22 protein-coding genes and 2 pseudogenes are annotated in these 22,391 nt (G+C 51.1%); 18 read left to right on the forward strand and 6 right to left on the reverse strand.

Features of this window, described 5'->3' with window-relative positions; all coding sequences use genetic code 11:
* Nucleotides 1–88: 88 nt before the first annotated feature.
* The 4 genes from malM (at nt 89) to ubiA (ending at nt 2,629) form a co-directional block, all read left to right on the forward strand.
* Nucleotides 89–991 (forward strand): maltose operon protein MalM, encoded by a 903-nt coding sequence (malM, locus tag ACQ86O_RS07775; RefSeq protein ID WP_431224751.1) that lies wholly within the window; start codon nt 89–91, stop codon nt 989–991.
* Nucleotides 992–1,224: 233 nt separating this feature from the next.
* Nucleotides 1,225–1,746, forward strand: a complete 522-nt coding sequence (ubiC, locus tag ACQ86O_RS07780; RefSeq protein ID WP_431224752.1) for a chorismate lyase — start codon at nt 1,225–1,227, stop codon at nt 1,744–1,746.
* A 29-nt stretch (nt 1,747–1,775) separates the two neighbouring features.
* Nucleotides 1,776–1,937, forward strand: a complete 162-nt coding sequence (locus ACQ86O_RS07785; protein ID WP_431224753.1) for a hypothetical protein — start codon at nt 1,776–1,778, stop codon at nt 1,935–1,937.
* Complete coding sequence (gene ubiA, locus ACQ86O_RS07790) at nt 1,871–2,629, forward strand: 4-hydroxybenzoate octaprenyltransferase (RefSeq protein ID WP_431224754.1); 759 nt, start codon at nt 1,871–1,873, stop codon at nt 2,627–2,629. Before ACQ86O_RS07785 ends, ubiA begins: the two co-directional genes overlap by 67 nt.
* A 46-nt stretch (nt 2,630–2,675) precedes the next feature.
* Here the strand turns inward: ubiA and plsB are convergent, their stop codons facing one another.
* A complete protein-coding gene (plsB, locus tag ACQ86O_RS07795; RefSeq protein ID WP_431224755.1) occupies nt 2,676–5,141 on the reverse strand; it encodes a glycerol-3-phosphate 1-O-acyltransferase PlsB in 2,466 nt (821 codons plus the stop codon).
* A 141-nt stretch (nt 5,142–5,282) separates the two neighbouring features.
* Here plsB and ACQ86O_RS07800 point away from each other — a divergent pair, with 141 nt between their 5' ends.
* The 4 genes and pseudogenes from ACQ86O_RS07800 (at nt 5,283) to ACQ86O_RS07815 (ending at nt 8,367) form a co-directional block, all read left to right on the forward strand.
* Entirely contained in the window at nt 5,283–5,651 is a 369-nt protein-coding gene (locus tag ACQ86O_RS07800) for a diacylglycerol kinase (protein ID WP_431224756.1), read from the forward strand.
* Nucleotides 5,652–5,775: 124 nt separating this feature from the next.
* Entirely contained in the window at nt 5,776–6,384 is a 609-nt protein-coding gene (gene lexA, locus ACQ86O_RS07805) for a transcriptional repressor LexA (protein ID WP_431224757.1), read from the forward strand.
* Nucleotides 6,385–6,497: 113 nt separating this feature from the next.
* Nucleotides 6,498–7,845: pseudogene (dinF, locus tag ACQ86O_RS07810) on the forward strand (MATE family efflux transporter DinF).
* Nucleotides 7,846–8,157: 312 nt separating this feature from the next.
* Nucleotides 8,158–8,367, forward strand: a complete 210-nt coding sequence (locus ACQ86O_RS07815; protein ID WP_431224758.1) for a CsbD family protein — start codon at nt 8,158–8,160, stop codon at nt 8,365–8,367.
* 112 nt (nt 8,368–8,479) lie between these two features.
* Here the strand turns inward: ACQ86O_RS07815 and zur are convergent.
* Nucleotides 8,480–8,988: pseudogene (gene zur / locus ACQ86O_RS07820) on the reverse strand (zinc uptake transcriptional repressor Zur).
* A 242-nt stretch (nt 8,989–9,230) separates the two neighbouring features.
* Between zur and ACQ86O_RS07825 the strand changes: the two are divergent.
* Nucleotides 9,231–9,803 (forward strand): sugar O-acetyltransferase, encoded by a 573-nt coding sequence (locus ACQ86O_RS07825; RefSeq protein WP_431224759.1) that lies wholly within the window; start codon nt 9,231–9,233, stop codon nt 9,801–9,803.
* Between the two features lie 271 nt (nt 9,804–10,074).
* Here the strand turns inward: ACQ86O_RS07825 and ACQ86O_RS07830 are convergent, their stop codons facing one another.
* The gene (locus ACQ86O_RS07830) at nt 10,075–10,356 is read right to left on the reverse strand and encodes a DUF5339 domain-containing protein (protein ID WP_431224760.1); all 282 of its coding nucleotides are present in this window, start codon (nt 10,354–10,356) and stop codon (nt 10,075–10,077) included.
* Between the two features lie 405 nt (nt 10,357–10,761).
* Here ACQ86O_RS07830 and dusA point away from each other — a divergent pair, with 405 nt between their 5' ends.
* Nucleotides 10,762–11,811: a tRNA dihydrouridine(20/20a) synthase DusA gene (dusA, locus tag ACQ86O_RS07835; protein WP_431224761.1), complete on the forward strand. Its 1,050-nt coding sequence runs from the start codon at nt 10,762–10,764 to the stop codon at nt 11,809–11,811.
* 158 nt (nt 11,812–11,969) lie between these two features.
* Nucleotides 11,970–12,188 (forward strand): envelope stress response protein PspG, encoded by a 219-nt coding sequence (gene pspG, locus ACQ86O_RS07840; protein ID WP_431224762.1) that lies wholly within the window; start codon nt 11,970–11,972, stop codon nt 12,186–12,188.
* A 292-nt stretch (nt 12,189–12,480) separates the two neighbouring features.
* Here the strand turns inward: pspG and ACQ86O_RS07845 are convergent, their stop codons facing one another.
* Complete coding sequence (locus ACQ86O_RS07845) at nt 12,481–13,470, reverse strand: quinone oxidoreductase (protein WP_431224763.1); 990 nt, start codon at nt 13,468–13,470, stop codon at nt 12,481–12,483.
* Nucleotides 13,471–13,647: 177 nt separating this feature from the next.
* Between ACQ86O_RS07845 and dnaB the strand changes: the two genes are divergently transcribed.
* Both dnaB and alr read left to right on the forward strand, forming a co-directional pair.
* Nucleotides 13,648–15,060, forward strand: a complete 1,413-nt coding sequence (gene dnaB, locus ACQ86O_RS07850) for a replicative DNA helicase (RefSeq protein ID WP_431224764.1) — start codon at nt 13,648–13,650, stop codon at nt 15,058–15,060.
* Between the two features lie 18 nt (nt 15,061–15,078).
* Nucleotides 15,079–16,158 (forward strand): alanine racemase, encoded by a 1,080-nt coding sequence (alr, locus tag ACQ86O_RS07855; protein WP_431224765.1) that lies wholly within the window; start codon nt 15,079–15,081, stop codon nt 16,156–16,158.
* A gap of 56 nt (nt 16,159–16,214) precedes the next feature.
* Here alr and ACQ86O_RS07860 read toward each other — a convergent pair whose 3' ends face one another.
* A complete protein-coding gene (locus ACQ86O_RS07860; RefSeq protein WP_431224766.1) occupies nt 16,215–16,982 on the reverse strand; it encodes a transporter substrate-binding domain-containing protein in 768 nt (255 codons plus the stop codon).
* Between the two features lie 215 nt (nt 16,983–17,197).
* Between ACQ86O_RS07860 and ACQ86O_RS07865 the strand changes: the two genes are divergently transcribed.
* Both ACQ86O_RS07865 and ACQ86O_RS07870 read left to right on the forward strand, forming a co-directional pair.
* Nucleotides 17,198–17,665 (forward strand): Lrp/AsnC family transcriptional regulator, encoded by a 468-nt coding sequence (locus ACQ86O_RS07865; RefSeq protein WP_431224767.1) that lies wholly within the window; start codon nt 17,198–17,200, stop codon nt 17,663–17,665.
* 78 nt (nt 17,666–17,743) lie between these two features.
* Nucleotides 17,744–18,937 (forward strand): amino acid aminotransferase, encoded by a 1,194-nt coding sequence (locus tag ACQ86O_RS07870; protein ID WP_431224768.1) that lies wholly within the window; start codon nt 17,744–17,746, stop codon nt 18,935–18,937.
* A 61-nt stretch (nt 18,938–18,998) separates the two neighbouring features.
* Here the strand turns inward: ACQ86O_RS07870 and ACQ86O_RS07875 are convergent, their stop codons facing one another.
* Nucleotides 18,999–19,280, reverse strand: a complete 282-nt coding sequence (locus ACQ86O_RS07875) for a helix-turn-helix domain-containing protein (protein WP_431224769.1) — start codon at nt 19,278–19,280, stop codon at nt 18,999–19,001.
* Nucleotides 19,281–20,801: 1,521 nt separating this feature from the next.
* Between ACQ86O_RS07875 and ACQ86O_RS07880 the strand changes: the two genes are divergently transcribed.
* The 3 genes from ACQ86O_RS07880 (at nt 20,802) to ACQ86O_RS07890 (ending at nt 22,325) form a co-directional block, all read left to right on the forward strand.
* Nucleotides 20,802–21,002 (forward strand): helix-turn-helix transcriptional regulator, encoded by a 201-nt coding sequence (locus ACQ86O_RS07880; RefSeq protein ID WP_431224770.1) that lies wholly within the window; start codon nt 20,802–20,804, stop codon nt 21,000–21,002.
* Nucleotides 21,003–21,760: 758 nt separating this feature from the next.
* Nucleotides 21,761–22,249: a hypothetical protein gene (locus ACQ86O_RS07885; protein ID WP_431225847.1), complete on the forward strand. Its 489-nt coding sequence runs from the start codon at nt 21,761–21,763 to the stop codon at nt 22,247–22,249.
* On the forward strand, nt 22,203–22,325 hold the full coding sequence (locus ACQ86O_RS07890) for a hypothetical protein (RefSeq protein WP_431225678.1): 123 nt from the start codon (nt 22,203–22,205) through the stop codon (nt 22,323–22,325). Before ACQ86O_RS07885 ends, ACQ86O_RS07890 begins: the two co-directional genes overlap by 47 nt.
* Nucleotides 22,326–22,391: the final 66 nt, after the last annotated feature.

The raw sequence follows: 22,391 nt of genomic DNA on the forward strand, positions 1-22,391 counted from the left end.
TGCACGCCTTCCCTCTCCTGTTTCACCGGTTGCGGTGCTCTTGCCTGCCCACCACCGGAATACACGCTCTAAGCGAGAGGGTATAACAATGAAAAAGAATCTGCTGTCACTCTGCCTGTCTCTGGCGTTGACTATCGGAGCACCGCTAGCCGCCAATGCCGATACGCCGGCCAACGTTTCTGTAGCTCCAGCCATCAGTAGTGCCACCCTGCAAAGCCTGCCATGGCAACCATTAGTGCCGCCAATCAGCCAGGATGTGGAGTTGAATAATGTCAGCCCGCAAATTAATCAGGGGCAAATCCAGGGGGCCGTTGCGGCCTTTACGCTACCCGCCGATCGCGGTGCGTTGGAAATAAAAATGAGCAGCCTGGCCAATAAAAACGCCATCTATGCGCCGAGCGTATTGGTGCTGGATGAGCATCTGCGGCCAGCCGCCTATTATCCGAGTAGTTATTTCGCTTATCAGCCGCCGGGCGTAATGTCTGCCGATCGGCTGGAAGGCACGTTAAAACTGACCCCGGCGCTGGGTCAGAAACAGATTTATATGCTGGTGTACACCACTGAACAGGATCTGGCCAAAACCACCATGTTGACGAACCCAGCTAAAGCTTATGCGCAAGGGGTGGGTAACGCGGTGCCGGATATTCCGGATCCGGTCGCCAGTCACAGCCCCTATGGTTTGCTGAAGCTGAAAGTGACGGCTGAGCAAGGGAGCAGCAATATCATGATCGGTATGTTGCAACCAGCTCCGGCAACGCCACCGGTCGTGGTGGGTTCTGCTGCACCGGCCACTGCCGCACCAGCGCCGGTAGCTGCCGCTCCGGCAGAGCCGATGCTCAACGACACCGAGGCTTATTTCAATAACGGTATCAAACAGGCGGTTAAGGCGGGCGATATCGATAAAGCACTGAAACTGATGAATGAGGCTGAAAAACTGGGTTCTACCACCGCGCGAGAAACGTTTATTGGGAGTGTGAAAGGCAAGGGGTAACCCCCACGCTGCCAATGCTGGCTTGATGATTGGTGCGCCTCGGCGCACCTTTTTTATCCCAGAATGTGTGACTCTGGTTTTGTTTTACCAACGACCTTCCAGTTAAAACCCCACGGATTTCACCACGAATCAGTCTGCCGCTTTCGAATTTCTGCGTTACAATGGCCATCTGTTAACGATTTGTATTGTCTGGAGCTGTCAGCCCGCTGCGGTTTCCTGCATGGAGTGAAGCAATGTCTGGCACCAAGGATTCTATCCTGCCGCCCATTGAGTGGTTAGCTGAGCATTCCCCAATACCTGCCACCGTCAGCGATTGGCTGATGGAGCTGGGTTCCATGACCCGCCGTTTTGAGCGCCACTGTGGCCGCGTGCATGTTGAACCACAGCGCGAGTGCTTCGTCACCCGCGATCGGTTGCCCGAAGAGGCGGCGCATCTACCCTACAGTGAGCGCTATTGGCTGCGTGAGATTGTGTTGCTGGGTGATGACCAACCCTGGTTGCTGGGGCGCACCGTGATCCCGCAAGAAACCCTGAGCGGGCCTGATCAAGCGCTGGTAGATCTGGGCACCTTGCCGCTGGGCCGTTATCTGTTCAGCAGCAATAATCTGACCCGTGATTATATCGACATAGGTCAGCAGAAAGGTTTATGGGCGAGGCGTTCCCGTCTGCGCCTGGCCGGCAAGCCTCTGCTGCTGACTGAACTGTTTTTACCGGACTCTCCACTGTATGCGGTGGAAAAGAGGTTCCCGGCATAATTAGGGGAGAAAAAATCTTGGAAGTGAGCGTGATTCAAAGCAAATGGCAGGCTTATGCCCATTTGATGCGCATTGATAAACCCATCGGCGCGCTATTGTTGCTGTGGCCCACGCTGTGGGCTTTGTGGCTGGCAGGGAGAGGGATACCTTCGCTGCCGGTGTTGCTGGTTTTTGTGCTCGGTGTTTTTTGATGCGTGCTGCAGGCTGCGTGGTTAATGACTATGCCGACCGCGAATTTGATGGGCATGTGAAGCGTACCGCAGGCCGTCCGTTACCAAGTGGCCGCGTTAGCGAGAAAGAAGCCAAAATTCTGTTTGTCTCGCTGGTGCTGATTTCTTTTGCGCTGGTACTGACCCTGAATGCCATGACCATCTGGCTGTCACTGGCGGCCTTGGCTCTGGCCTGGGTTTACCCGTTTATGAAACGAGTAACCAATCTGCCGCAGGTGGTGCTTGGGGCTGCTTTTGGTTGGTCGATCCCGATGGCCTATGCCGCCGTCAGCGAGTCGTTACCTCTGAGCTGCTGGCTGCTGTTTCTGGCCAACATCTGCTGGACGGTGGCCTACGATACTCTGTACGCCATGGTTGACCGGGATGACGATGTGAAGATTGGCATCAAATCTACTGCCGTGCTGTTTGGCCGCTATGACAAATTGATTGTTGGGTTGCTGCAGTTTGCTACGCTGTTGCTGATGCTGTGGGTCGGTTACCTGATGCACTTGGGTATGGCGTTTTACTGGTCGCTGCTGTTGGCTGGGGCTCTGTTTATCCACCAGCAAAAGCAGGTGGCCAGCCGCGATCGCGACGCCTGTTTCCGTGCCTTTCTGAATAACAACTACGTTGGTCTGGTGCTGTTTATCGGTATTGCGCTCAACTATGTCTGATTAAATAAGGCATCCATCGGATGCCTTATTGGTTGAAGCCTGCTGATTACTCGTCTTCTTTTGTCTCTTCTACCGCTACCGGTGGCGCGCTGGTTTCTTCCGGCATGCTGACGCTTTCGATGGTCAGTTTGATTTCTGGCGTGATCAGATCGCTCAACATGTTGTAAACCTCCATGGTGTGCTCGCGGATCGCATCGCCAATATCATTGATGTAACCTTCTTCGCGCAGCGTCGCCACCAGTGTGGAGAACACCGCCTTGTCAAAGAACTCTGGCGCGTTGATGCCGTGCAGTACCGACAGACGCTGGGCCATAATGCGGCTCTCTTTCTCCAATGCCCCACGGTTGATGCTTGGGTTGGCACTGAGGATCGACATGGTAATGGCATAGCGCTGCAAGGTTTCACGCACCCCGGCCGCCAACAGTTGCAGTGGGCGGATACGCGCCGGATTCAGCACCAGATCATCCCCTTTATCGCAAATCAACTGCTGGCGTGCCAGCTCATCGATTAGCGGCTGCAGTACTTCTGGCAGTTGTTCTTTTTCGTAACTCAGGAACAGTTCTGCTTTCAGCATTGGGTAAATCAGGCTGACCTGGCGTAACAGTTCTGTACGGGATACGCGGCGATGATGCATAACAATAGATGCAATCAGTGACGGTAGAACCAGCATGTGATGGATGTTGTTGCGATAGTACGTCATCAGCACGGCCTGCTCGCGCGGCAGAATGATGATATCGCCGATGTTGTCTTTCTCCACTTCGAACTTGTTCATGTTCAAAGCGTGATCCAGTAACTGGTCCGGCGTTTGTGTCGGTACGGTGACATCGCGCGCGTAAGGCACATTGCGCATCAGTTGCATGTAGCAATCCAACTGCTCCAGCAACTGCTCACGGGTGAGCGAACGCTGGCGTGAGGCCAGCAGCGCGGTTGAACAAAGGTTCATGGCGTTGGCAGCGGCGGCGTTGTTGATACGCACCATAATCTGCGCCGCCAGATCGTTGACCGCGGGCGTCAGCCAACTTGGACGTTGTGCTTCGATGGGGTCGATGGACTCGCGCCAATGCGGAACATGCTGGTTAAGATACGAGGTCAGCGGCAATGGCTCGCCAAAGTTCACGTAGCCCTGACCCAGATTGCGCAGCTTACGCAAGCCGCGCAACATCTGCAGCAGGCTCTCTTTCTCTTTGGTCGCCCCACGCAGCTCTTTGGCGTAAGTGCCCACTTCCATTACATGCTCATAACCGATGTAAATCGGCACCAGCGTAATAGGACGAGTGCCCCCGCGCAGCATGGCCTGAATAGTCATCGACAGGGTACCGGTCTTCGGTTCCAGCAGACGACCCGTGCGGGAACGCCCACCTTCGACAAAATACTCTACCGAATAACCACGGGTGAACAGCTCGCCGAGATATTCGCGGAAAACGGTGGAATAGAGTTTGTTGCCTTTGAAGGTTCGACGGATAAAGAAGGCGCCCAGACGACGGAAGATTGGCCCGGCAGGCCAGAAGTTCAGGTTAATCCCCGCAGCAATGTGCGGTGGCACCAGGCCTTGGTGGTAGAGCACGTAGGACAGTAACAGGTAATCCATATGGCTACGGTGGCAAGGCACATAGACTATTTCGTGACCATCTTGCGCCAATTGACGCACGCGCTCGGCGTTGGTGACATTGATACCCTGATACAGCCGGTTCCAGGTCCAGCTCAGCACGCGATCGGAGAGGCGCACCGTTTCATATGAGAAATCGGCTGCAATCTCTTCCATCAGCGCAATAGCGTTCTGTTGGGCTTTTTCGTGCGAGATCTTCTTGCTGCGCGCTTCGTCTTCGACCGCTTTTTCAATCGCTTTGGAAGCCAGCAGCTTATTGAACAGATCCTGGCGGGCTGGCAGACTAGGCCCAACGGCGGCCAGACGCAGACGTGAGAAGTGCATACGTGCCACGCGTGCCAGTTTCTGCGCTATGGTTTTATCTGTGCCGTGTTCGGTCGCCATGCGGCGCAAGGAAACGGTGTTGGAGAAACGGACAAAGCTGTCGCGCCCCAGCCACAATACGGCGAAGAATTTCTGCACACCGTTCAGCAGGCGCAAGTGCGGCGTGCCGTGGCCTTCGCGGCCCGGTGAGCGGCCAAACATGACCGACACCGGTAACATCTGGATATCGAGATCCGGATTGCTGCGGTGCAGATCCAGATAGTCGTGGAACAGTTTTACCGATTCTTCTTTCGGTGTGTAATAGCGGAATACGCGTGGGCCATCGTGGATGAACACGTGGCTTGGCAGTATGGTGCCATCGATTTCCAGCGGGTTAAGGGGATCGGGCAAATCCTGCGCCAGGCACTGGGCGCGCATGGTGAGCAAATCTGCCTTGGAATTATAAGGTAAAACGTACAGAATCGGCCGTGAGGGATCCAACCCTAACTCCGTTACCGGGTCTGAAGGGATAACCTTACTTCTTACCAACAGTTTTAGTGGTAAATTCAATAATTTATAATAGATTTTACGCCAACCTGACATAACAACGTGTAGCCTCTTGTTAGCAATGCGCCGCAAGCATACCAGAAACCGGGTAGCAGATCTGTGGTGTTGGCAAATCCAGCGCCTGAAGTGGCAATGGAAATACACATTCGAATTATGACTCACCTTTTGAGATTAAACATGGCAAATCAAGCAACCGGCCTGACACGCATCATTAAAGCTGCGGGCTATTCATATAAAGGATTAACCGCGGCCTGGCAGAACGAAGCTGCATTCCGCCAGGAACTGGTCGCAACCGTGGTGGCCATCATACTGGCGATTTGGCTGGATGTGGGTGCCATAGCGCGCATTTTATTGATCGGATCGGTGCTGCTGGTGATGATTGTCGAAATCCTCAACAGCGCCATTGAGGCGATTGTCGATCGCGTGGGGTCGGAATATCACGAACTTTCGGGGCGGGCAAAGGATATGGGGTCGGCGGCAGTCATGCTGGCGATTATTCTGGCGCTGTTTGTCTGGGGATCGGTGCTTTGGCAGCATTTTGTTTGAAAATGAAGCTATTAATGTTGCGAACCGGCGCGCTAATCCCTGATTTTTATTTATTCTTCGGTTCCCAATCCAGACTTACCTGTATATACTCACAGCAAGACTGTATAAACAAACAGGGGGCGGAATGAAAGCACTAACTACCAGGCAGCAAGAGGTCTACGACCTGATTCGCGATCATATTTCGCAAACGGGCATGCCACCGACGCGTGCCGAGATCGCAATGCGTCTGGGCTTCCGTTCACCAAATGCTGCAGAAGAGCACCTGAAGGCGCTGGCTCGTAAAGGCGTGATCGAAATCATCTCCGGCGCTTCACGCGGCATCCGCCTGCTGATGGAAGACGAAGAGGGTTTGCCGCTGGTAGGCCGGGTGGCTGCTGGTGAGCCGCTGCTGGCACAGCAACATATTGAAGGGCACTATAAAGTGGATCCCTCATTGTTTAAGCCTAACGCCGATTTCCTGTTGCGCGTGAGTGGCATGTCAATGCGTGACATCGGCATTCTGGACGGCGATCTGCTGGCAGTGCATAAAACTCAGGATGTGCGTAATGGGCAGGTGGTTGTCGCACGTATTGAAGATGAGGTCACGGTCAAGCGTTTGAGAAAACACGGTAATGTCGTTGAACTACTCCCAGAAAACAGCGAATTTCAGCCGATTGTGGTCGATCTGCGTCAGCAGAACTTCACAATCGAAGGATTGGCGGTGGGTGTGATCCGCAACGGCGACTGGATCTAAACATAACTCCCAGTACCGCTACCCATTGATAATCAATGGGTATATCGCCCCAGCTCTGGGGCGATGTCATTTCTGCACTACCCTCTATTTATCTAGTTACGGAACATATTGCTATGCGCCTGCTTTCAGCCTTCACCAGTGATGCCGACAAGGCTCTGTGGCGTCTGGCACTGCCGATGATTTTTTCCAATATTACCGTTCCTTTGCTAGGTCTGGTGGATACCGCTGTCATCGGTCATCTCGACAGCCCGGTCTATCTGGGCGGAGTGGCGGTAGGCTCGATGGCGACCAGCTTTCTGTTTATGCTGCTGTTGTTCCTGCGCATGAGCACCACCGGGCTGGCGGCACAGGCGTTGGGGGCAAAGGATCCGCAGCGGCTGGCCCGTGCTTTTATGCAGCCGCTATTGCTGGCGTTAGTGGCCGGGTTGGTAATTGTATTGTTGCGCACCCCGCTGATCACCCTGGCATTGAACATCGTCGGTGGCGATCGGGAAGTGTTGGCGCAGGCAAAACGGTTTTTGGAGATCCGCTGGCTTAGCGCCCCGGCGGCATTGGCCAATATGGTGCTGCTCGGTTGGCTGCTTGGCGTGCAGTACGTGCGTGCACCGGTAACCTTGCTGATTGTCGGTAACCTGCTGAACATTGTGCTGGATATCTGGCTGGTGATGGGGCTGGGCTGGAATGTGCAGGGCGCCGCCGCTGCCACGGTGATTGCCGAGTACGCTACGCTGTTGCTGGGGTTGTGGCTTTCATGGCGGGTTCTGCGATTGCGGGGTATCTCACTGGCGATGTTGCGTACCGCCTGGCGCGGTAATCTGCGCCGCCTGCTGGCACTTAACCGTGACATTATGCTGCGGTCGCTATTACTCCAACTGTGCTTTGCTTCATTAACCATTTTAGGGGCGCGCATGGGGGGAAGTGGTGGCGGTGAATGCGGTGCTAATGAATCTGCTGACTTTTACCGCCTATGCCCTGGACGGTTTTGCTTATGCGGTAGAGGCGCACTCCGGCCATGCCTATGGCGCACGGGACAGTCGCCAATTGCAGAAAGTATGGCGTGCTGCCTGCCGTCAGGCGGGTCTGGTAGCCTGTGGTTTTGCCGTCATTTATATCTTTGCCGGGCAGCAGATTATCGCGGGTTTAACCTCGCTGCCAGAACTGCGTGCCTTGGCAAATCATTATCTTCCTTGGCAGGTGGTGCTGCCTCTGGTAGGGGTCTGGTGCTATCTGCTGGACGGCATGTTTATTGGTGCCACCCGTGGCGCAGAAATGCGCAACAGTATGGCGGTGGCTGCTGCAGGCTATGGTCTGACTCTGTTCACCCTGCCGGTGCTGGGCAACCACGGTCTATGGTTGGCGTTGGCAGTGTTTTTAGCATTACGCGGGGCCGCTTTGGGTTGGATATGGCATCGTCATAGCGTGCAAGGCACCTGGTTCCAATCCCCGGTGAGTGGCAGATAGGTATTCTGCGTATTTATCAGATTAACTGATGGATCTGGTGCGGAATTTATATTTTGTTACAAGTGCTGTCGATGTTTTCAGGGCTTTTTCTCCCTGTTTTAGCAGAGTTTTTTGCTATTAAGATTTTTCCTATCCATGTTTAATGCTGTGATTTTGGCTGGATGCGTGATTAACCGCTATAGTTAATCACGTGGCTGGCGAATTAAGCCCGCGCTTAATTGGCAACAGGGTGCATTTATTACCCTCAAATCTTATTCAGTTAAGCCCAGCCAGATTTATCTAAAACTGACTAACACTGGTAACGGAGAGATTATGAACAAAGATCAAGCCGACGGTAACTGGAAGCAGTTTAAAGGTAAAGTGAAGGAAAAATGGGGCAAGTTGACCGATGACGATCTGACTGTCATTGAAGGGAAACGTGAACAGCTTGTCGGTAAAATCCAGGAACGCTATGGTTATCAGAAAGAGGTAGCCGAGAAGGAAGTTAAAGCCTGGGAAGATCACAGCAAGTATCGTTGGTAGCGCGATGAGCCGCCCATAATCGCGGCGCTACGGCACCATCCGGCCTTGGCAGTTATCCCCTGATGCCAAGGCTGCGGGAACAAGGATGTACCCGTCCTCTTAGACCATCCGCTTATTTTTTCTTTATCACAATGCTGTGATCATGGTCGCAATCGTGTTTGTTCTCACAAGCTTCTACTTCTATGCAAGCCGAACACAGGCCGTGGGCTTCTACCACGGTGTGACGTAATACAAAACCTGACTCCAGCGCGAGTTTCTTCAACGTATCTTCTACCCCTTCGGTGGTGCGCTCTGTCACCTGCCCGCAACGATCGCAGATAAACAATGCCGAGGTGTGCATCGGTTGCTCGAAGTGATGGCATAGCACATAGCTGTTGGCTGATTCCACGCGGTGAATAAAACCCTGTTCCAGCAAGAAATCCAGCGCGCGGTAAACCGTGGGGGTTTGGCTTGTGGTTCCGCTACGCGCAACAGATCCAGCAGATCGTAAGCGCTGATGGCACCGGGCTGCTCAGCCATCAGGCGTAACACTTCCAGCCGTTGCGGTGTCAGCCGCACGTTACGTTGCTGACAGAGCCGTTCCGCCTGCGCGAGTAGCTTTTGCTGGTTGGTTGGGTTCATAGCACTATCCCGGTACGCAAAGAAACTGATTTTATCATGTTTAAGTGCAATCGCCGAGGGTTGCCCTGTTTTCCCAGGATTACGCGGCATGAACCGGTTAACTGTGTCAGAAATGAGAGGTATCTCACGATCCAGTACTGTTTTGCCGGAGTAAATCATCTTTGCGGCTTTCTGGTATAGGCCACTGGGTAGCGCGGCGGTATAACCCGTAGCCGAGCCAAACCCTTTTCAGGAGCTTGAGGATGACAGAAAGAGAGAAATTGTTGCGTGGTGAGTTGTATAACAGCCGTGATGATGAATTGATTGCCATGTACCACCGGGCGCGGAGCCTGACGAAACAGTTGGCTGCGCTCGACTCGCTGCAGGCAGAAGAGAAGAAATGCCTGCTGCGTGAACTGTTTGCTGCCTGGGGTGATGAAAGCTGGATAGAATTGCCGTTCTGGTGCGATTACGGCCAGCATATCAGTATCGGCAGGAACAGTTTTATCAACGTGAATGCGGTTTTTCTCGACTGCAATACCATCACTATTGGCGATAACACGCTGATTGGGCCGAACATACAGATTTATACGCCGAGCCATCCTCTCAAGGCCAGCGAACGGTTTACCGGTGATCCTGCTTTCCCGTTTCGCACTTCGGCCAAGCCGGTGGTCATTGGCAGCAACGTCTGGATTGGCGGCAACGTCGTGATCCTGCCCGGAGTGACTATTGGCGATGGTACCACCGTTGGCGCAGGCAGCATCGTCACCGACGATATCCCGGCTAACGTATTGGCGCTGGGACAACCGTGCCGGGTGATCCGAGAATTGGCGTAATTCTCTAAGCTCGCCAGGGATTAGTGGAATAGGCTGGCGAGTATACCCATGCGTTGGTAATGAGTGTTTACAGATAAACGCAGAGAACGGTATTACAAGAATTAATGACCTGCACCATTAATTAATTTGTTAGCCTTTAAGCTCTTTATCCAGGGTTATTTTATTGAAAAATTATCTGGATAAAAAATGGGTCCTTGGAAAGGGCTGGCTTTTATGAGGGGCTTTATTCGAATACGGGCGGATGAGGCCCGTAGAGATAACGACTAAAAACTTACTTGATGCCCATGGAGGCTTTCATCTGGCTCATCATATCAATCCCTTGCTTGCAAGAAGCGTCCTGTTGGGCTTCTGGCAGCGCAGAAATTTGTTTCTTGGCTTCTTCCATCTGAGTTTTTAACGCATCCATCTGGGGCTTGGCAGCTTCATTTTCAGAGCCTTTCACGATTAATGCGTCAACTTCTTCTACGTATTTTTTACAAGTATCAGTCATCTCACCCGCTAAAGCAGAGGAGGAAATGGCTAACATACTGAAAATAAAAATTAACTTTTTCATAGAGCATCCTGCTATCAATATTCCATCCCAATGATGGTGGCAAGATTATCTTGAAACGCGGGTAACAAGACAAGTGAGCGCAAAAAAATAGGAATTTGTTTCGATTTTTAGCCCATTCTATTTTAAATATAAGCTCAATCGGCCAGCGTTAACCTATATAGGTTCCATCACAGCACCAAGATGCCGTTGTTCCGTATCAGCAAATATTTTACTGAATGCATTATGACTATATGATTTTTATGCAGATGCATTCCCCCGCGCTTTCACCGCCTATGCCCGGTCAGACTTCGTTCGCTGCTCTATGTTATAGTAAGTCATGCGTCTCCCCCTATAGCTCCGGCCCTCCATAGACAGAAGGGGCTTTCAGCGTGGGGAAGAATGAGAAAATACATAGAACGAGCGAACATGAACCAAAACCAGGAAAAAGTAATCCCTGCCAAATCAGTGCAAAAGCCAAGCGGAACCAACAAATACGCTGCTAATCGTTTTTCCATCGCGCCGATGCTCGACTGGACCGATCGTCATTGCCGCTATTTCCATCGTTTACTGAGCAAGGAAACCCTGCTGTACACCGAGATGGTGACCACCGGCGCGATTATCCACGGTAAAGGTGACTATCTGGCGTATAGCGAAGAGGAACATCCTGTGGCGCTGCAGCTGGGTGGCAGCGATCCAGCGGCATTGGCGCACTGTGCCAAATTGGCCGAGCAGCGTGGTTATGATGAGATCAATCTCAATGTAGGTTGCCCGTCTGATCGGGTACAGAACGGTATGTTTGGTGCCTGCCTGATGGGGCAAGCCACTCTGGTTGCCGATTGTATCAAGGCCATGCGCGATGTGGTGTCGATCCCGGTGACGGTGAAAACCCGAATTGGCATCGACGATCAGGACAGCTATGAATTTCTGTGTGATTTCATCTCCACCGTGGCGGGGCGGGGTGAATGCGATATGTTCACCATTCATGCCCGTAAAGCCTGGCTGTCCGGCCTCAGCCCGAAAGAGAATCGTGAAGTGCCGCCACTTGACTACCCGCGAGTCTACCAGTTGAAACGTGATTTCCCGGCGTTGACCATTGCAATCAACGGTGGGGTGAAAACTCTGGAAGAGGCGAAACACCACCTGCAGCATCTGGATGGGGTGATGATGGGCCGCGAGGCGTATCAAAATCCCGGCATTCTGGCGCGGGTCGATAGCGAAATATTCGGCTCTCAGACCGAAGTTCTGGACAGCGTGGCGATTATCGAATCGCTGTATCCCTACATCGAGCGTGAACTGGCGAATGGAACCTATCTGGGCCATATCACCCGACATATTCTCGGCCTGTTCCAAGGGGTTCCTGGAGCACGGCAATGGCGCCGCCACCTGAGCGAGAATGCCCATAAACCGGGCGCCGACGTGCGTACCGTTGAGCAAGCATTGGCGTTGGTACGATCACCGCGTACCGAATTGGCGTAATCTGCAAAAAAATTGACTAAAAGTTGGTTTTTTTGACTAAGGGCGCCACGGGATCTGGTGCCCTTTTTATAGCATTTCAACAGGTTATCTTCACTGCCAAGTTGGCACGCTTCTTGTAAATAGCAATGCAGAGACATTGTTTAGCCAAGGAGCCCTCTATGTTGGAACTCTTCTTTATTATTGGTTTTGTCATCATGTTGATGGTAACCGGTATTTCATTGCTGGGTGTGATAGCTGCATTGTTTGCGGCCGCGGCCTTTATGCTGTTAGGCGGACTGTTTGCCATGGTGATCAAGTTGTTGCCCTGGCTGATCCTGGCAGTGGTCGGCGTGTGGATATACCGTTCAATGCAGAAACCGCAGATACGCCGTTATTGATATTTTCTGCTGAATTTTCAGTCAGTCACGCTGAAATTAATGCACCGGGTTACTTTCTTAATGCGGCAGGGATCACAACCTGATGTTTTAAATGCGAATGCGGCACATTAAGCATGTTTTTTACTTTTTGCGGCTGCTAGGATGGCTCCCGCAGCAGTGATGCTAATGATTTCATCACCGCGAGAGCTGATAATAGTGTTGCAAAAGCAACCCCCATCTCTAGCGGACTCTGCTCTACCCCTACAAAGTGCTGTATCTGGAAAGGGCTCCTTACGGGGCCCTTTTCTTTTGCCTAAAGCCCGGGGATCAGCAGGCTGGAGCCGCTGGTTTTGCGGCTTTCCAGCACCTGATGTGCCCGTTGCGCATCTGCCAGCGCAAACTTCTGTTCCTGCTTTACCTCAACCTTAATCGCACCGCTACCGATCAACGAGAACAGCTCATTGCTGGCATACTGTAACTCCTGGCGGGTGGTGATGTAGCCATTGAGGGAAGGGCGGGTGACATACAGCGAACCTTTCTGGTTCAACAACGCCAGATCGACGCCAGTAACCGGGCCAGATGCGTTACCAAAGCTGACCATCAATCCGCGGCGTTTAAGGCTGTTCAGGGAATCCTGCCAGGTGCTTTTCCCTACCGAGTCATACACCACGTTGACTTTCTCACCGTTAGTCAGTTCCGCTACGCGCTGGGCGATATTTTCCTGGCGATAATTGATGGTGGCCCAAGCCCCAGCACGTTTTGCCAGTTCGGCTTTCTCGTCTGAGCCCACGCTGCCAATCAGTTTGGCCCCCAGCGCCTTGGCCCATTGGCAGGCTATCAACCCAACGCCACCGGCTGCGGCATGAAACAGGAATATTTCACCAGGCTTAACCTCATAGGTTTGACGCAGCAGATAATGCACGGTCAGGCCTTTGAGGAAAGAGGCTGCGCCCTGCTCGAAACTCAGGTTATCCGGCAGGATCGCCACTTTTTCCAGCGGCACGTTGTGAACTTCGCTATAGGCACCCAGTGCAGATTGGGCATAAACCACACGATCGCCGGGCTTGACTGCGCTGACATCTGCTCCAACCTTGATGACAACCCCGGCAGCTTCAGTGCCTAACCCGCTAGGAAACTGAGCTGGAGAATACAAGCCGCTACGGACATAAGTATCGATATAGTTGATACCAATAGCTTTATTCTCAACCTGAACCTCGCCAGCGGCAGGGTCGGCAGGAGTAAAATCAACATACTGCAGTACTTGCGGGCCGCCGACGGCGGAGAATTGAATGCGCTTTGCCATGCTGTTACCTCGCTAAAATACCTGGTTTTACCCTACGCTTTTCACCATCAACTATCCAGTTTGCAGCCCAGAGATTAATCCTTTTTCGCCATGATGATGCGCAGGAATCGTGGCTAAAAATCACGTATACTCTCGCGTCAGGATCCATCTTTCGCAACTGGATAAAGAATACGCTTCATGGCAGGCAAAAAACCAACCAATAAACCAAATACGTACGAACCCAGAGACCGCCAGATGGAAGGGCTGAAGATGCCGCCACATTCGCTGGAGGCGGAACAGTCCGTGTTGGGCGGTTTAATGCTGGATAATGAACGCTGGGATAATGTAGCCGAGCGGGTGGTCGCCAACGACTTCTTCAGCCGCCCGCATCGGCTGATCTTTACCGAAATGCAGCGCCTGCTGGAGATGAGCCGGCCGATCGATCTGATCACGCTGTCCGAATCACTGGAACAAAAGGGTGAACTGGACTCGGTCGGTGGTTTTGCCTATCTGGCGGAGCTGTCGAAGAACACCCCAAGTGCCGCCAATATTGGCGCTTATGCCGACATTGTGCGTGAGCGTGCGGTGGTGCGCGAAATGATCTCCGTCGCCAACGAGATCGCCGATGCGGGTTACGATCCGCAGGGTCGCAGTAGTGAAGATCTGCTCGATCTGGCCGAGTCGCGCGTTTTCCAGATCGCTGAAAACCGAGCCAGTAAAGACGAAGGCCCCAAAGGGATCGAACGCATTCTGGAAGATACCGTTGCGCGTATCGAGCAACTTTATCAGCAGCCACATGACGGCGTAACCGGTGTTGACACCGGCTATCAGGATCTCAACAAGAAAACTGCGGGCTTGCAGAAATCGGATCTGATCATCGTTGCTGCGCGTCCTTCGATGGGTAAAACCACCTTCGCAATGAACCTGTGTGAACATGCCGCGATGACGCAGGAAAAACCGGTGCTGATCTTCAGCCTTGAGATGCCAGGCAACCAGATCATGATGCGTATGTTGGCCTCACTGTCTCGTGTGGATCAGACCAGGATCCGTACCGGTCAGCTTGACGACGAAGACTGGGCGCGTATCTCCAGCACCATGGGGATCCTGCTGGAGAAGCGCAATATGTATATTGACGACTCCTCAGGCCTGACGCCAACCGAAGTGCGCTCGCGTGCGCGCCGTATTTTCCGCGAACATGATGGGCTTAGCCTGATCATGATCGACTACCTGCAATTGATGCGCGTACCAGCGCTATCCGACAACCGTACGCTGGAAATTGCCGAAATCTCCCGCTCGCTGAAAGCGCTGGCAAAAGAGCTACAGGTGCCAGTGGTTGCACTGTCGCAGCTGAACCGAAGCCTGGAGCAGCGCGCGGATAAACGCCCGGTCAACTCTGACCTGCGTGAGTCTGGTTCCATTGAGCAGGATGCTGACCTGATTATGTTCATCTACCGTGATGAGGTTTATCACGAGAACAGCGATCTGAAAGGGATTGCTGAAATTATTCTGGGTAAGCAGCGTAACGGCCCTATCGGCACGGTGCGTCTTACCTTCAACGGCCAATGGTCGCGCTTCGATAACTATGCGGGGCCACAATATGATGATGAATAATCAGCTAAGGAACTGAAAATGAAAGCGGCAACTGCTGTGATCGACCGCCGCGCTCTGCGACATAATCTGCAACAGGTACGCCACCTGGCTCCGCAAAGCCGCCTGATTGCCGTTGTGAAAGCAAACGCCTATGGACATGGCTTGCTGGAAACAGCCCATACCCTGCAAGATGCCGATTGTTACGGTGTGGCACGCATCGGCGAAGCGCTGATGCTGCGTGCTGGCGGCATCGTCAAGCCGATCCTGCTGTTGGAAGGTTTCTTCTGTGCCGAAGATTTGCCAACCCTGGTGGCGAATAATATCGAAACCACCGTGCACAGTATCGAACAGCTCGAAGCGTTAGAGCAGACTGAACTGACGCACCCGGTGCAGGTATGGATGAAGCTGGACACCGGTATGCATCGCCTGGGTGTTCGTCCGGAGCTGGCTGAGGCGTTTTACCAGCGTTTGTGTGCCTGCCGTAATGTGGTACAGCCGGTAAATATCATGAGCCATTTCAGCCGTGCCGACGAGCCGGAAGTAGGCGCCACCGAGAAGCAAATCGACTGTTTCGAGCGCTTTGCCAATGGCAAACCGGGCCACAAATCGATTGCCGCTTCCGGCGGGATTTTGCTGTGGCCACAGGCCCACCGCGATTGGGTGCGGCCGGGCATTATTCTGTACGGTGTATCACCTCTGGAAACGCAGTACGCCGATCGCTTTGGTCTGCAACCGGCCATGACGCTTAAATCCAGCCTGATTGCAGTGCGTGAGCATAAAGCCGGTGAGCCCGTGGGCTATGGCGGCACCTGGGTGAGCGAGCGGGATACTCGGCTGGGGGTGGTGGCTATGGGTTATGGCGATGGCTATCCACGCAGTGCGCCTTCTGGCACGCCGGTTTGGATCAATGGCCGTGAGGTGCCGATTGCTGGGCGCGTCTCCATGGACATGATTTCTGTCGATCTGGGGCCGGGAGCCACCGACAAAGTCGGTGACGAAGCGGTACTCTGGGGCAATCAACTGCCGGTTGAACGGGTCGCTGCTTTCAGCGGCATCAGTGCCTATGAGCTGATCACCAAGCTTACCCAGCGCGTAGCGATGGAATATATTGGCGAATAACCTACCTTTTACCTCTTCTCTCGGCCGAGAGAAGAGGGGCTAAACCAAACCTTTGGTTACTTCTTTACCGCCAGCCACTGATCGATAATCTTCTGGTACTCTCCGGTCGCCTTGCTCAGGTGCAGCCACTGATCGACATACAGTTTCCAACTCATATCATCGCGTGGCAGCATATAAGCCTTTTCACCGTATTGCATTGGCTTGTTCGGGTTTACTGCGCACAGTTTCGGATAACGTTTCTGCTGATATAACGCTTCGGAAGCATCGGTGATCATCACGTCCGCCTTGCGGTCTACCAACTGCTGGAAGATGCCCATATTGTCGTGGGACAGCGTCAGGTTGGCTTTTGGCAGATGGGCGCGCACAAAGGCTTCGTTGGTGCCGCCAGCCGGTTCGATCACCTGTACCGAAGGCTTATTGATTTGCGCGATGGTGCGGTATTTCTTCACGTCGGTACAACGCACCAGCGGGATCTTGCCGTCGGTATCCAGCCGTTCTGCGAAGAACACCTGTCTCTGGCGCTCCAGCGTGACAGAAATCCCGCCCATGGCGATGTCGCATTTCCCAGATACAAAGTCTGGCGTCAGGGTCTTCCAGGTCGTTTTTACCCATTTCACCTTGGCACCCAGGCTTTTAGCCAGTGACTCCGCCATCGCGATATCAATGCCTTCATAGCTCCCGTCTTCTTTCAGGAAGGTATAAGGCTTGTAATCGCCGGTGGTGCAGACGGTCAGCGTTTTTTGCTGCAGGACCTTGTCCAGATTGGATTGGGCGCTGGCGCTGCCGGTGGCAACCAGCAAAGCGAGAGGTAATAGCTTCTTCATACAATGTCCTTTTTATATTTAAATGGTTTTATGCGCTGTTTAGCCGTCAATTGTTGTTGGTTTGCGTGATTTGCCCGTTTTTTATGCCATTGATGAGCAACGAAGCTGGCTTTGCTGCTGTGGCTCCTACAACCGGGACAGCAAGCATGGTTGCAAGGCTAAAAAAACTGATAGTCTGTAACGTCAACATTTCTTAACACACTTTACAGGTGGCTATGTACAACATTGATGATTTTGATATGAAAATCCTGACGCTGTTACAGGCCAATGGTCGTCTGACCAACCAGGAGCTGAGTGAACTGGTCGGGCTTTCCGCTTCCCAATGTTCGCGGCGTCGTATCAGCCTGGAGCAGGCTCAACTGATAAAAGGGTATCACGCCAGATTAGCTCCGGAAGCGGTAGGGCTGGGGTTGGTGGGCCTGATTGAGGTAAGCCTGATCACCCATGCCCAGGAACTGATCGACAGCTTTCACCAGATGCTGGAAGAAGTGGACGCTATTGTTGATGCTTATAAAACTACCGGTGATGCGGATTACCTGCTGAAAGTCGCGGTAGCAGACTTGCCAGCCCTGAGCGACTTCATCAGCCAGACGCTTTCACGACATAAAAGTGTGTCCCATATCAAAACGGCCGTGGTGTTAGGCCGGATTAAAGAAAATGGTTTACTGCCGGTTGCGAGATAAAGCTAAAACCAAACGCTGAATTATGTCTATATTAGGTGCGTACCCGCCCTAACAACCAAAAATCAGGAGAACCAACCCGTGTTCCAGAATGTTGATGCCTATGCAGGTGACCCGATCCTGTCGCTGATGGAAAAATTCAAAAAAGATCCCCGTGCGCACAAGGTGAACCTGAGTATCGGCCTTTACTATAACGAGCAGGGCATTATCCCGCAGATGAAGGCCGTTGCGGCGGCAGAGGCCCAGATTAACAGTAGTGAACATGGCGCATCGGTCTATTTGCCGATGGAGGGCCTGCAGCCTTACCGTAGTGCCATCCAACAACTGCTGTTTGGTGCCGAGCACAGCATGCTGCAACAGGGGCGCATTGCCACTATCCAAACCGTTGGCGGTTCTGGCGCGTTGAAAGTCGGTGCCGATTTTATGAAAAGCTATTTCCCGGACTCGCAGGTCTGGGTTAGCGATCCGACTTGGGAAAACCACGTGGCCATCTTTGGTGGTGCCGGTTTTAAGGTAAATACCTACCCTTATTTCGACAGTGAAAACCTGGGTGTGAAATTTGAGGCGATGTTGAGCACGCTTAAACAGCTCCCCGCCAAGAGCATCACCTTGCTTCACCCATGCTGTCATAATCCGACAGGTTCCGATCTTACTACTGCCCAGTGGGATCAAGTGATTGAAGTGATTGCCGAGCGTGAGCTGATCCCGTTCCTCGATATCGCCTATCAGGGCTTTGGTGGCGGAATGGAGCAGGATGCTTATGCTATTCGCGCCATCGCTGCTGCTGGTTTACCCTGTCTGGTAAGTAACTCATTCTCGAAAATCTTCTCACTTTACGGTGAGCGTGTTGGTGGGCTTTCCGTGGTATGTGAAAGTAGCGAAGCCGCCGAGCGTGTGCTTGGGCAACTGAAAGCCACCGTGCGCCGTAACTACTCCAGCCCGCCGAACTTTGGTGCGCAGGTGGTGGCAAAAGTGCTCAATGACACCCAGTTGAAGGCGCAGTGGCTGGCAGAAGTGGGATCCATGCGTAGCCGTATTCTGGAAATGCGTAAAGCGCTGGTCGAGACGCTCAAGAGCGCATTGCCGCAGCGTAACTTTGATTATCTGCTGGAACAGCGCGGTATGTTCAGCTATACCGGTTTCAGTGCAGAGCAGGTCGATCGCCTGCGTGAAGAGTTTGGTGTTTATCTGATCCACAGCGGCCGTATGTGCGTCGCTGGCCTGAACCATAACAATGTGCGTCAGGTGGCTGAGGCTTTTGCGGCAGTTCAGTAAATGCTGTAATGATAATTACATGATTTGCCAGGGGGATAGTGATATCGCCCCTGTGTTTTTATTACCGCAGTACCCTATCGGCAGTGCTGTTTACCGCATGTTTGACCTCAGTTCCCTTTTTCTCAGGCCGCTGAGCCAAGCTGACAGCCCCTCCTTGTAGAAACCACTTATGCAGTTCCTGGTTACGCCTGAAATGCAGTTTATGCATGGCACTTCGTTTATGAGCATTGACGGTTTTGTTACTGATGGCGAGGTAATCGGCCGTATCCTGCACGCACATCCCCGTAGCCAGGCACTGTAGCACCTCAGTTTCCCGGGGGTTAACGGTGATGTACAACGGCATGTATCTGCCAGAGGAGGACCAGCCTGGCTATTTGAATACAATACGTTGTCGAGCAGGACTTCGATAGATTGTGCCGTTTGATGACGGTACAGAACGCCTGCGCCACATTCCGAGTTGTGCGTCGGCCCTCTGGGGTTAAGTGTATTGCGTACCTGCTCCTGGATGAAAAAGACCTGCGGCGTGTAACCTTGTTGGTATAACTCCTGCAGCCAAGGAGGGCAGGTAAGGCAATTGCTCAGAAAAATGATATCTATCTTACCCTTGAAGAGGGCATTCCTGTCGAGCAAGCGCAGGGATACTCCCCGTAACTGGCTGAAAACCTTGAGCATGTGGCGTAAGCCATCAACAAAATAGTGGTTATCATCGGCTATTAAAATAGACATTGTGCGCTTTATCATACTGCCTCTTTGCAGATTACAGAGCCGATCTCCAAGACAACCCAACAGGAACGACGGGACGGGTCAGAAGCTGTAGACCAGAGAGTAAGGCCTTTTTCTTTTTATGGGATTTGGCCTTGGTAATTTTTATATTAACGCACAATTTAAGAAAGGCTATTTCTGACGAAAAATAATCTTAATTTCACGCTGAGAATTGAGGCTAAGAAAATGCCGTATATAGCAGGTGTTACTGGTAACTCATTGCTCCCTGATGTTGATAGGTTTTTTCTACATCATTCTATTGAGGTTCTCATCTGAATTAAATGAGATTTTTCTCTTTGTTTTTCATTTTTGTCTGATGAATTAATATATTCTCAATAAATTCATCTATAAGCGGAAATAAAAAATCCGGAATATTTTACAACTTTCTCAAGTTGTTACTTTGAACAGTAAAAGCGTTTGACGATAATAATTTTATAAGAATATACTTAGTTGATGAAGGTTGCTAAGTATGGCTTTTCAGGACGGATGGCGGTGTTATATCGCATCGTTTTCTCACGATAGCAGCAGGTTCTACTGCCAATATAATTCATCTGCTTTTTGGTAAGGATACCGCATGTTTTTAATCATGTGTTTGACACTATTTTGGATATGTTCTGGTCGCCGAGTGGGTACAAGGTTGCCTATTAGAGATGATGTCTGTTTACCCTAGCCTGGGAAACCATAAATCAGAGCGTTCCAAAAATAAGGGATTGTTTTTTACCAGGAGGTATTTTTCCAATGATTCTAATAGATTCAAATTATTCCTGTGCTCTGAGTAAGATAACTTTTAACTCACTTGTTGAATCGTTAAAGAGTGAGCCAAACCCAGACTTTCGTTATTATGATGTTTTTATTGCCTTTGTTGATGGTGATTCAACTGATATACACAACATAGTAAAGCATGTTTACGAGCTAAGAAAAAAAACGAAATTGTTTATATGGTGACGCTACTATCAAAAGATAAAAATTGCTCATCTGTAATTTGGCACTTATCTGATTATATGGTTGATAAGAAAATTACTTATAGTGAGCTGAAAAGGGTAGTCAAATTGATGCTTACATCAGAGCCCAAGGTTTTAGAAGACAATGTTTTTGGCGATGTTTGGGGGAGATCCTCAAATCTTCTCAGAAAGAGTATCGTGTGTTAAAACTGTTGTTGGACGGCCACTCCCAATACCAAATTTCACAGATGCTAAACTTATCGGTAAAAACGATCAGCGGCTATAAAGTCAAAGCGATTAAAAGGCATGGCGCAAGGAATTTCAATGAGCTATATATGCTGAAATTGCATAATTATTTTTAATCTAATCGCAACTGGCAGGTAGCTTATCGCTTCAATGACCCGCATTAAATAGGTCTTGTTATCCCTTCATACGGCCATGTTCTGTGGCCGCATTGTTGTTGAGTCTTAATCCCTCTTAGCCATAACAGTTTTGACAGACGCTCCCCGCCATCGCCACAATCATGCAAGAAGGCCCTGATCACACTGCCTCACTACAACTTCAGTATTCCAGAGCTTGCGCTTTACGCCGCTGGCCTCCTGGTATGATTTTTCTCTTCAATAAAAATGGCATTAAATGCTTTTAAGTGACATCAATAAGTAATAATTAAGAATTTTTATCTATAAATTGCGTTTTTGTAGTTATAAATATCTTAAATGCTCACTGGTATGTAGATTGGATTGAATATTGATATGGGCCCATTGTTGACGGTTTTACTCTGATTCACCCGTGAGCTTGTGAAGGCTCCCTTGCTGGTTGTTGGAACGATACTTTTACGCAATAAGCCAGCAGATATGGTGACAGACATTATGCCTTTATACAGAAATGACACTGGTCATACAGATCAGACTTCAATCAATGGTGTGGTGACGCTGAGTTCAGCATTAGATGAACGTTGAACCAGCAAAACCACTTAAATATCGTTACGTATCTGGCAGGCATCTGTGGCTCTCGGGGGATAGAAGACCCTTAGCGCCGATAACAAGATGAGGAGTTATCCTGGATAACTTCACGCCAGGTATTTTCCAAAAAGTATGAGTATTACGGCAGGAATATATCTATGTTTTTGACTGACACGAATTACCCTTGCCCACTGAGCATTGTTGCTTTTGGTTCGATCGTTGAGTCTTTAAATAGCGAAGTAAACCCTTGCTTCCTTTATAGTGAGAGCAACATTGCTTTTGTGGATGGGGATTCGGCCGATATTCCCAGCATGGTAAAGAGCATTTATGATTTGAGAAAAGAGAACAAAGTTGTCTATACCATCACGTTTTTGTCTAAAGGCAATGAGTGTTCTACTGTCATCAGACATTTATCCGATCTGGTGGTCGATAAACAAATCCGCTATGCTGCCTTGGAAAACCTGGTGAGAATGATGGTCGCTTCGGAGCCCAAGGCTCTCGCTGATAATGTTTTTGGCGATATTTGGGGGGATCTTGACGTCTTTTCAGAAAGAACATCGAGTATTGAAACTGCTGCTGGAAGGCTACTCCCAATACCAGATAGCAAAGATGCTGCATTTGTCGATAAAGACGGTCAGTGGCTATAAGATCAAAGCAGTAAAAAGATATGGCGCAAGAAATTTCAATGAGCTTTATATGCTGAAGTTTAGTAATAACTTTTAATCCAACCAGACGGTTATCAAGGTAAAGGCTCCTGCTTCAATAGCATCAAGGCAGGTTTTTCCCCAG

This window comes from Serratia sp. L9 (assembly GCF_050632285.1).
Lineage (GTDB): Bacteria > Pseudomonadota > Gammaproteobacteria > Enterobacterales > Enterobacteriaceae > Chania.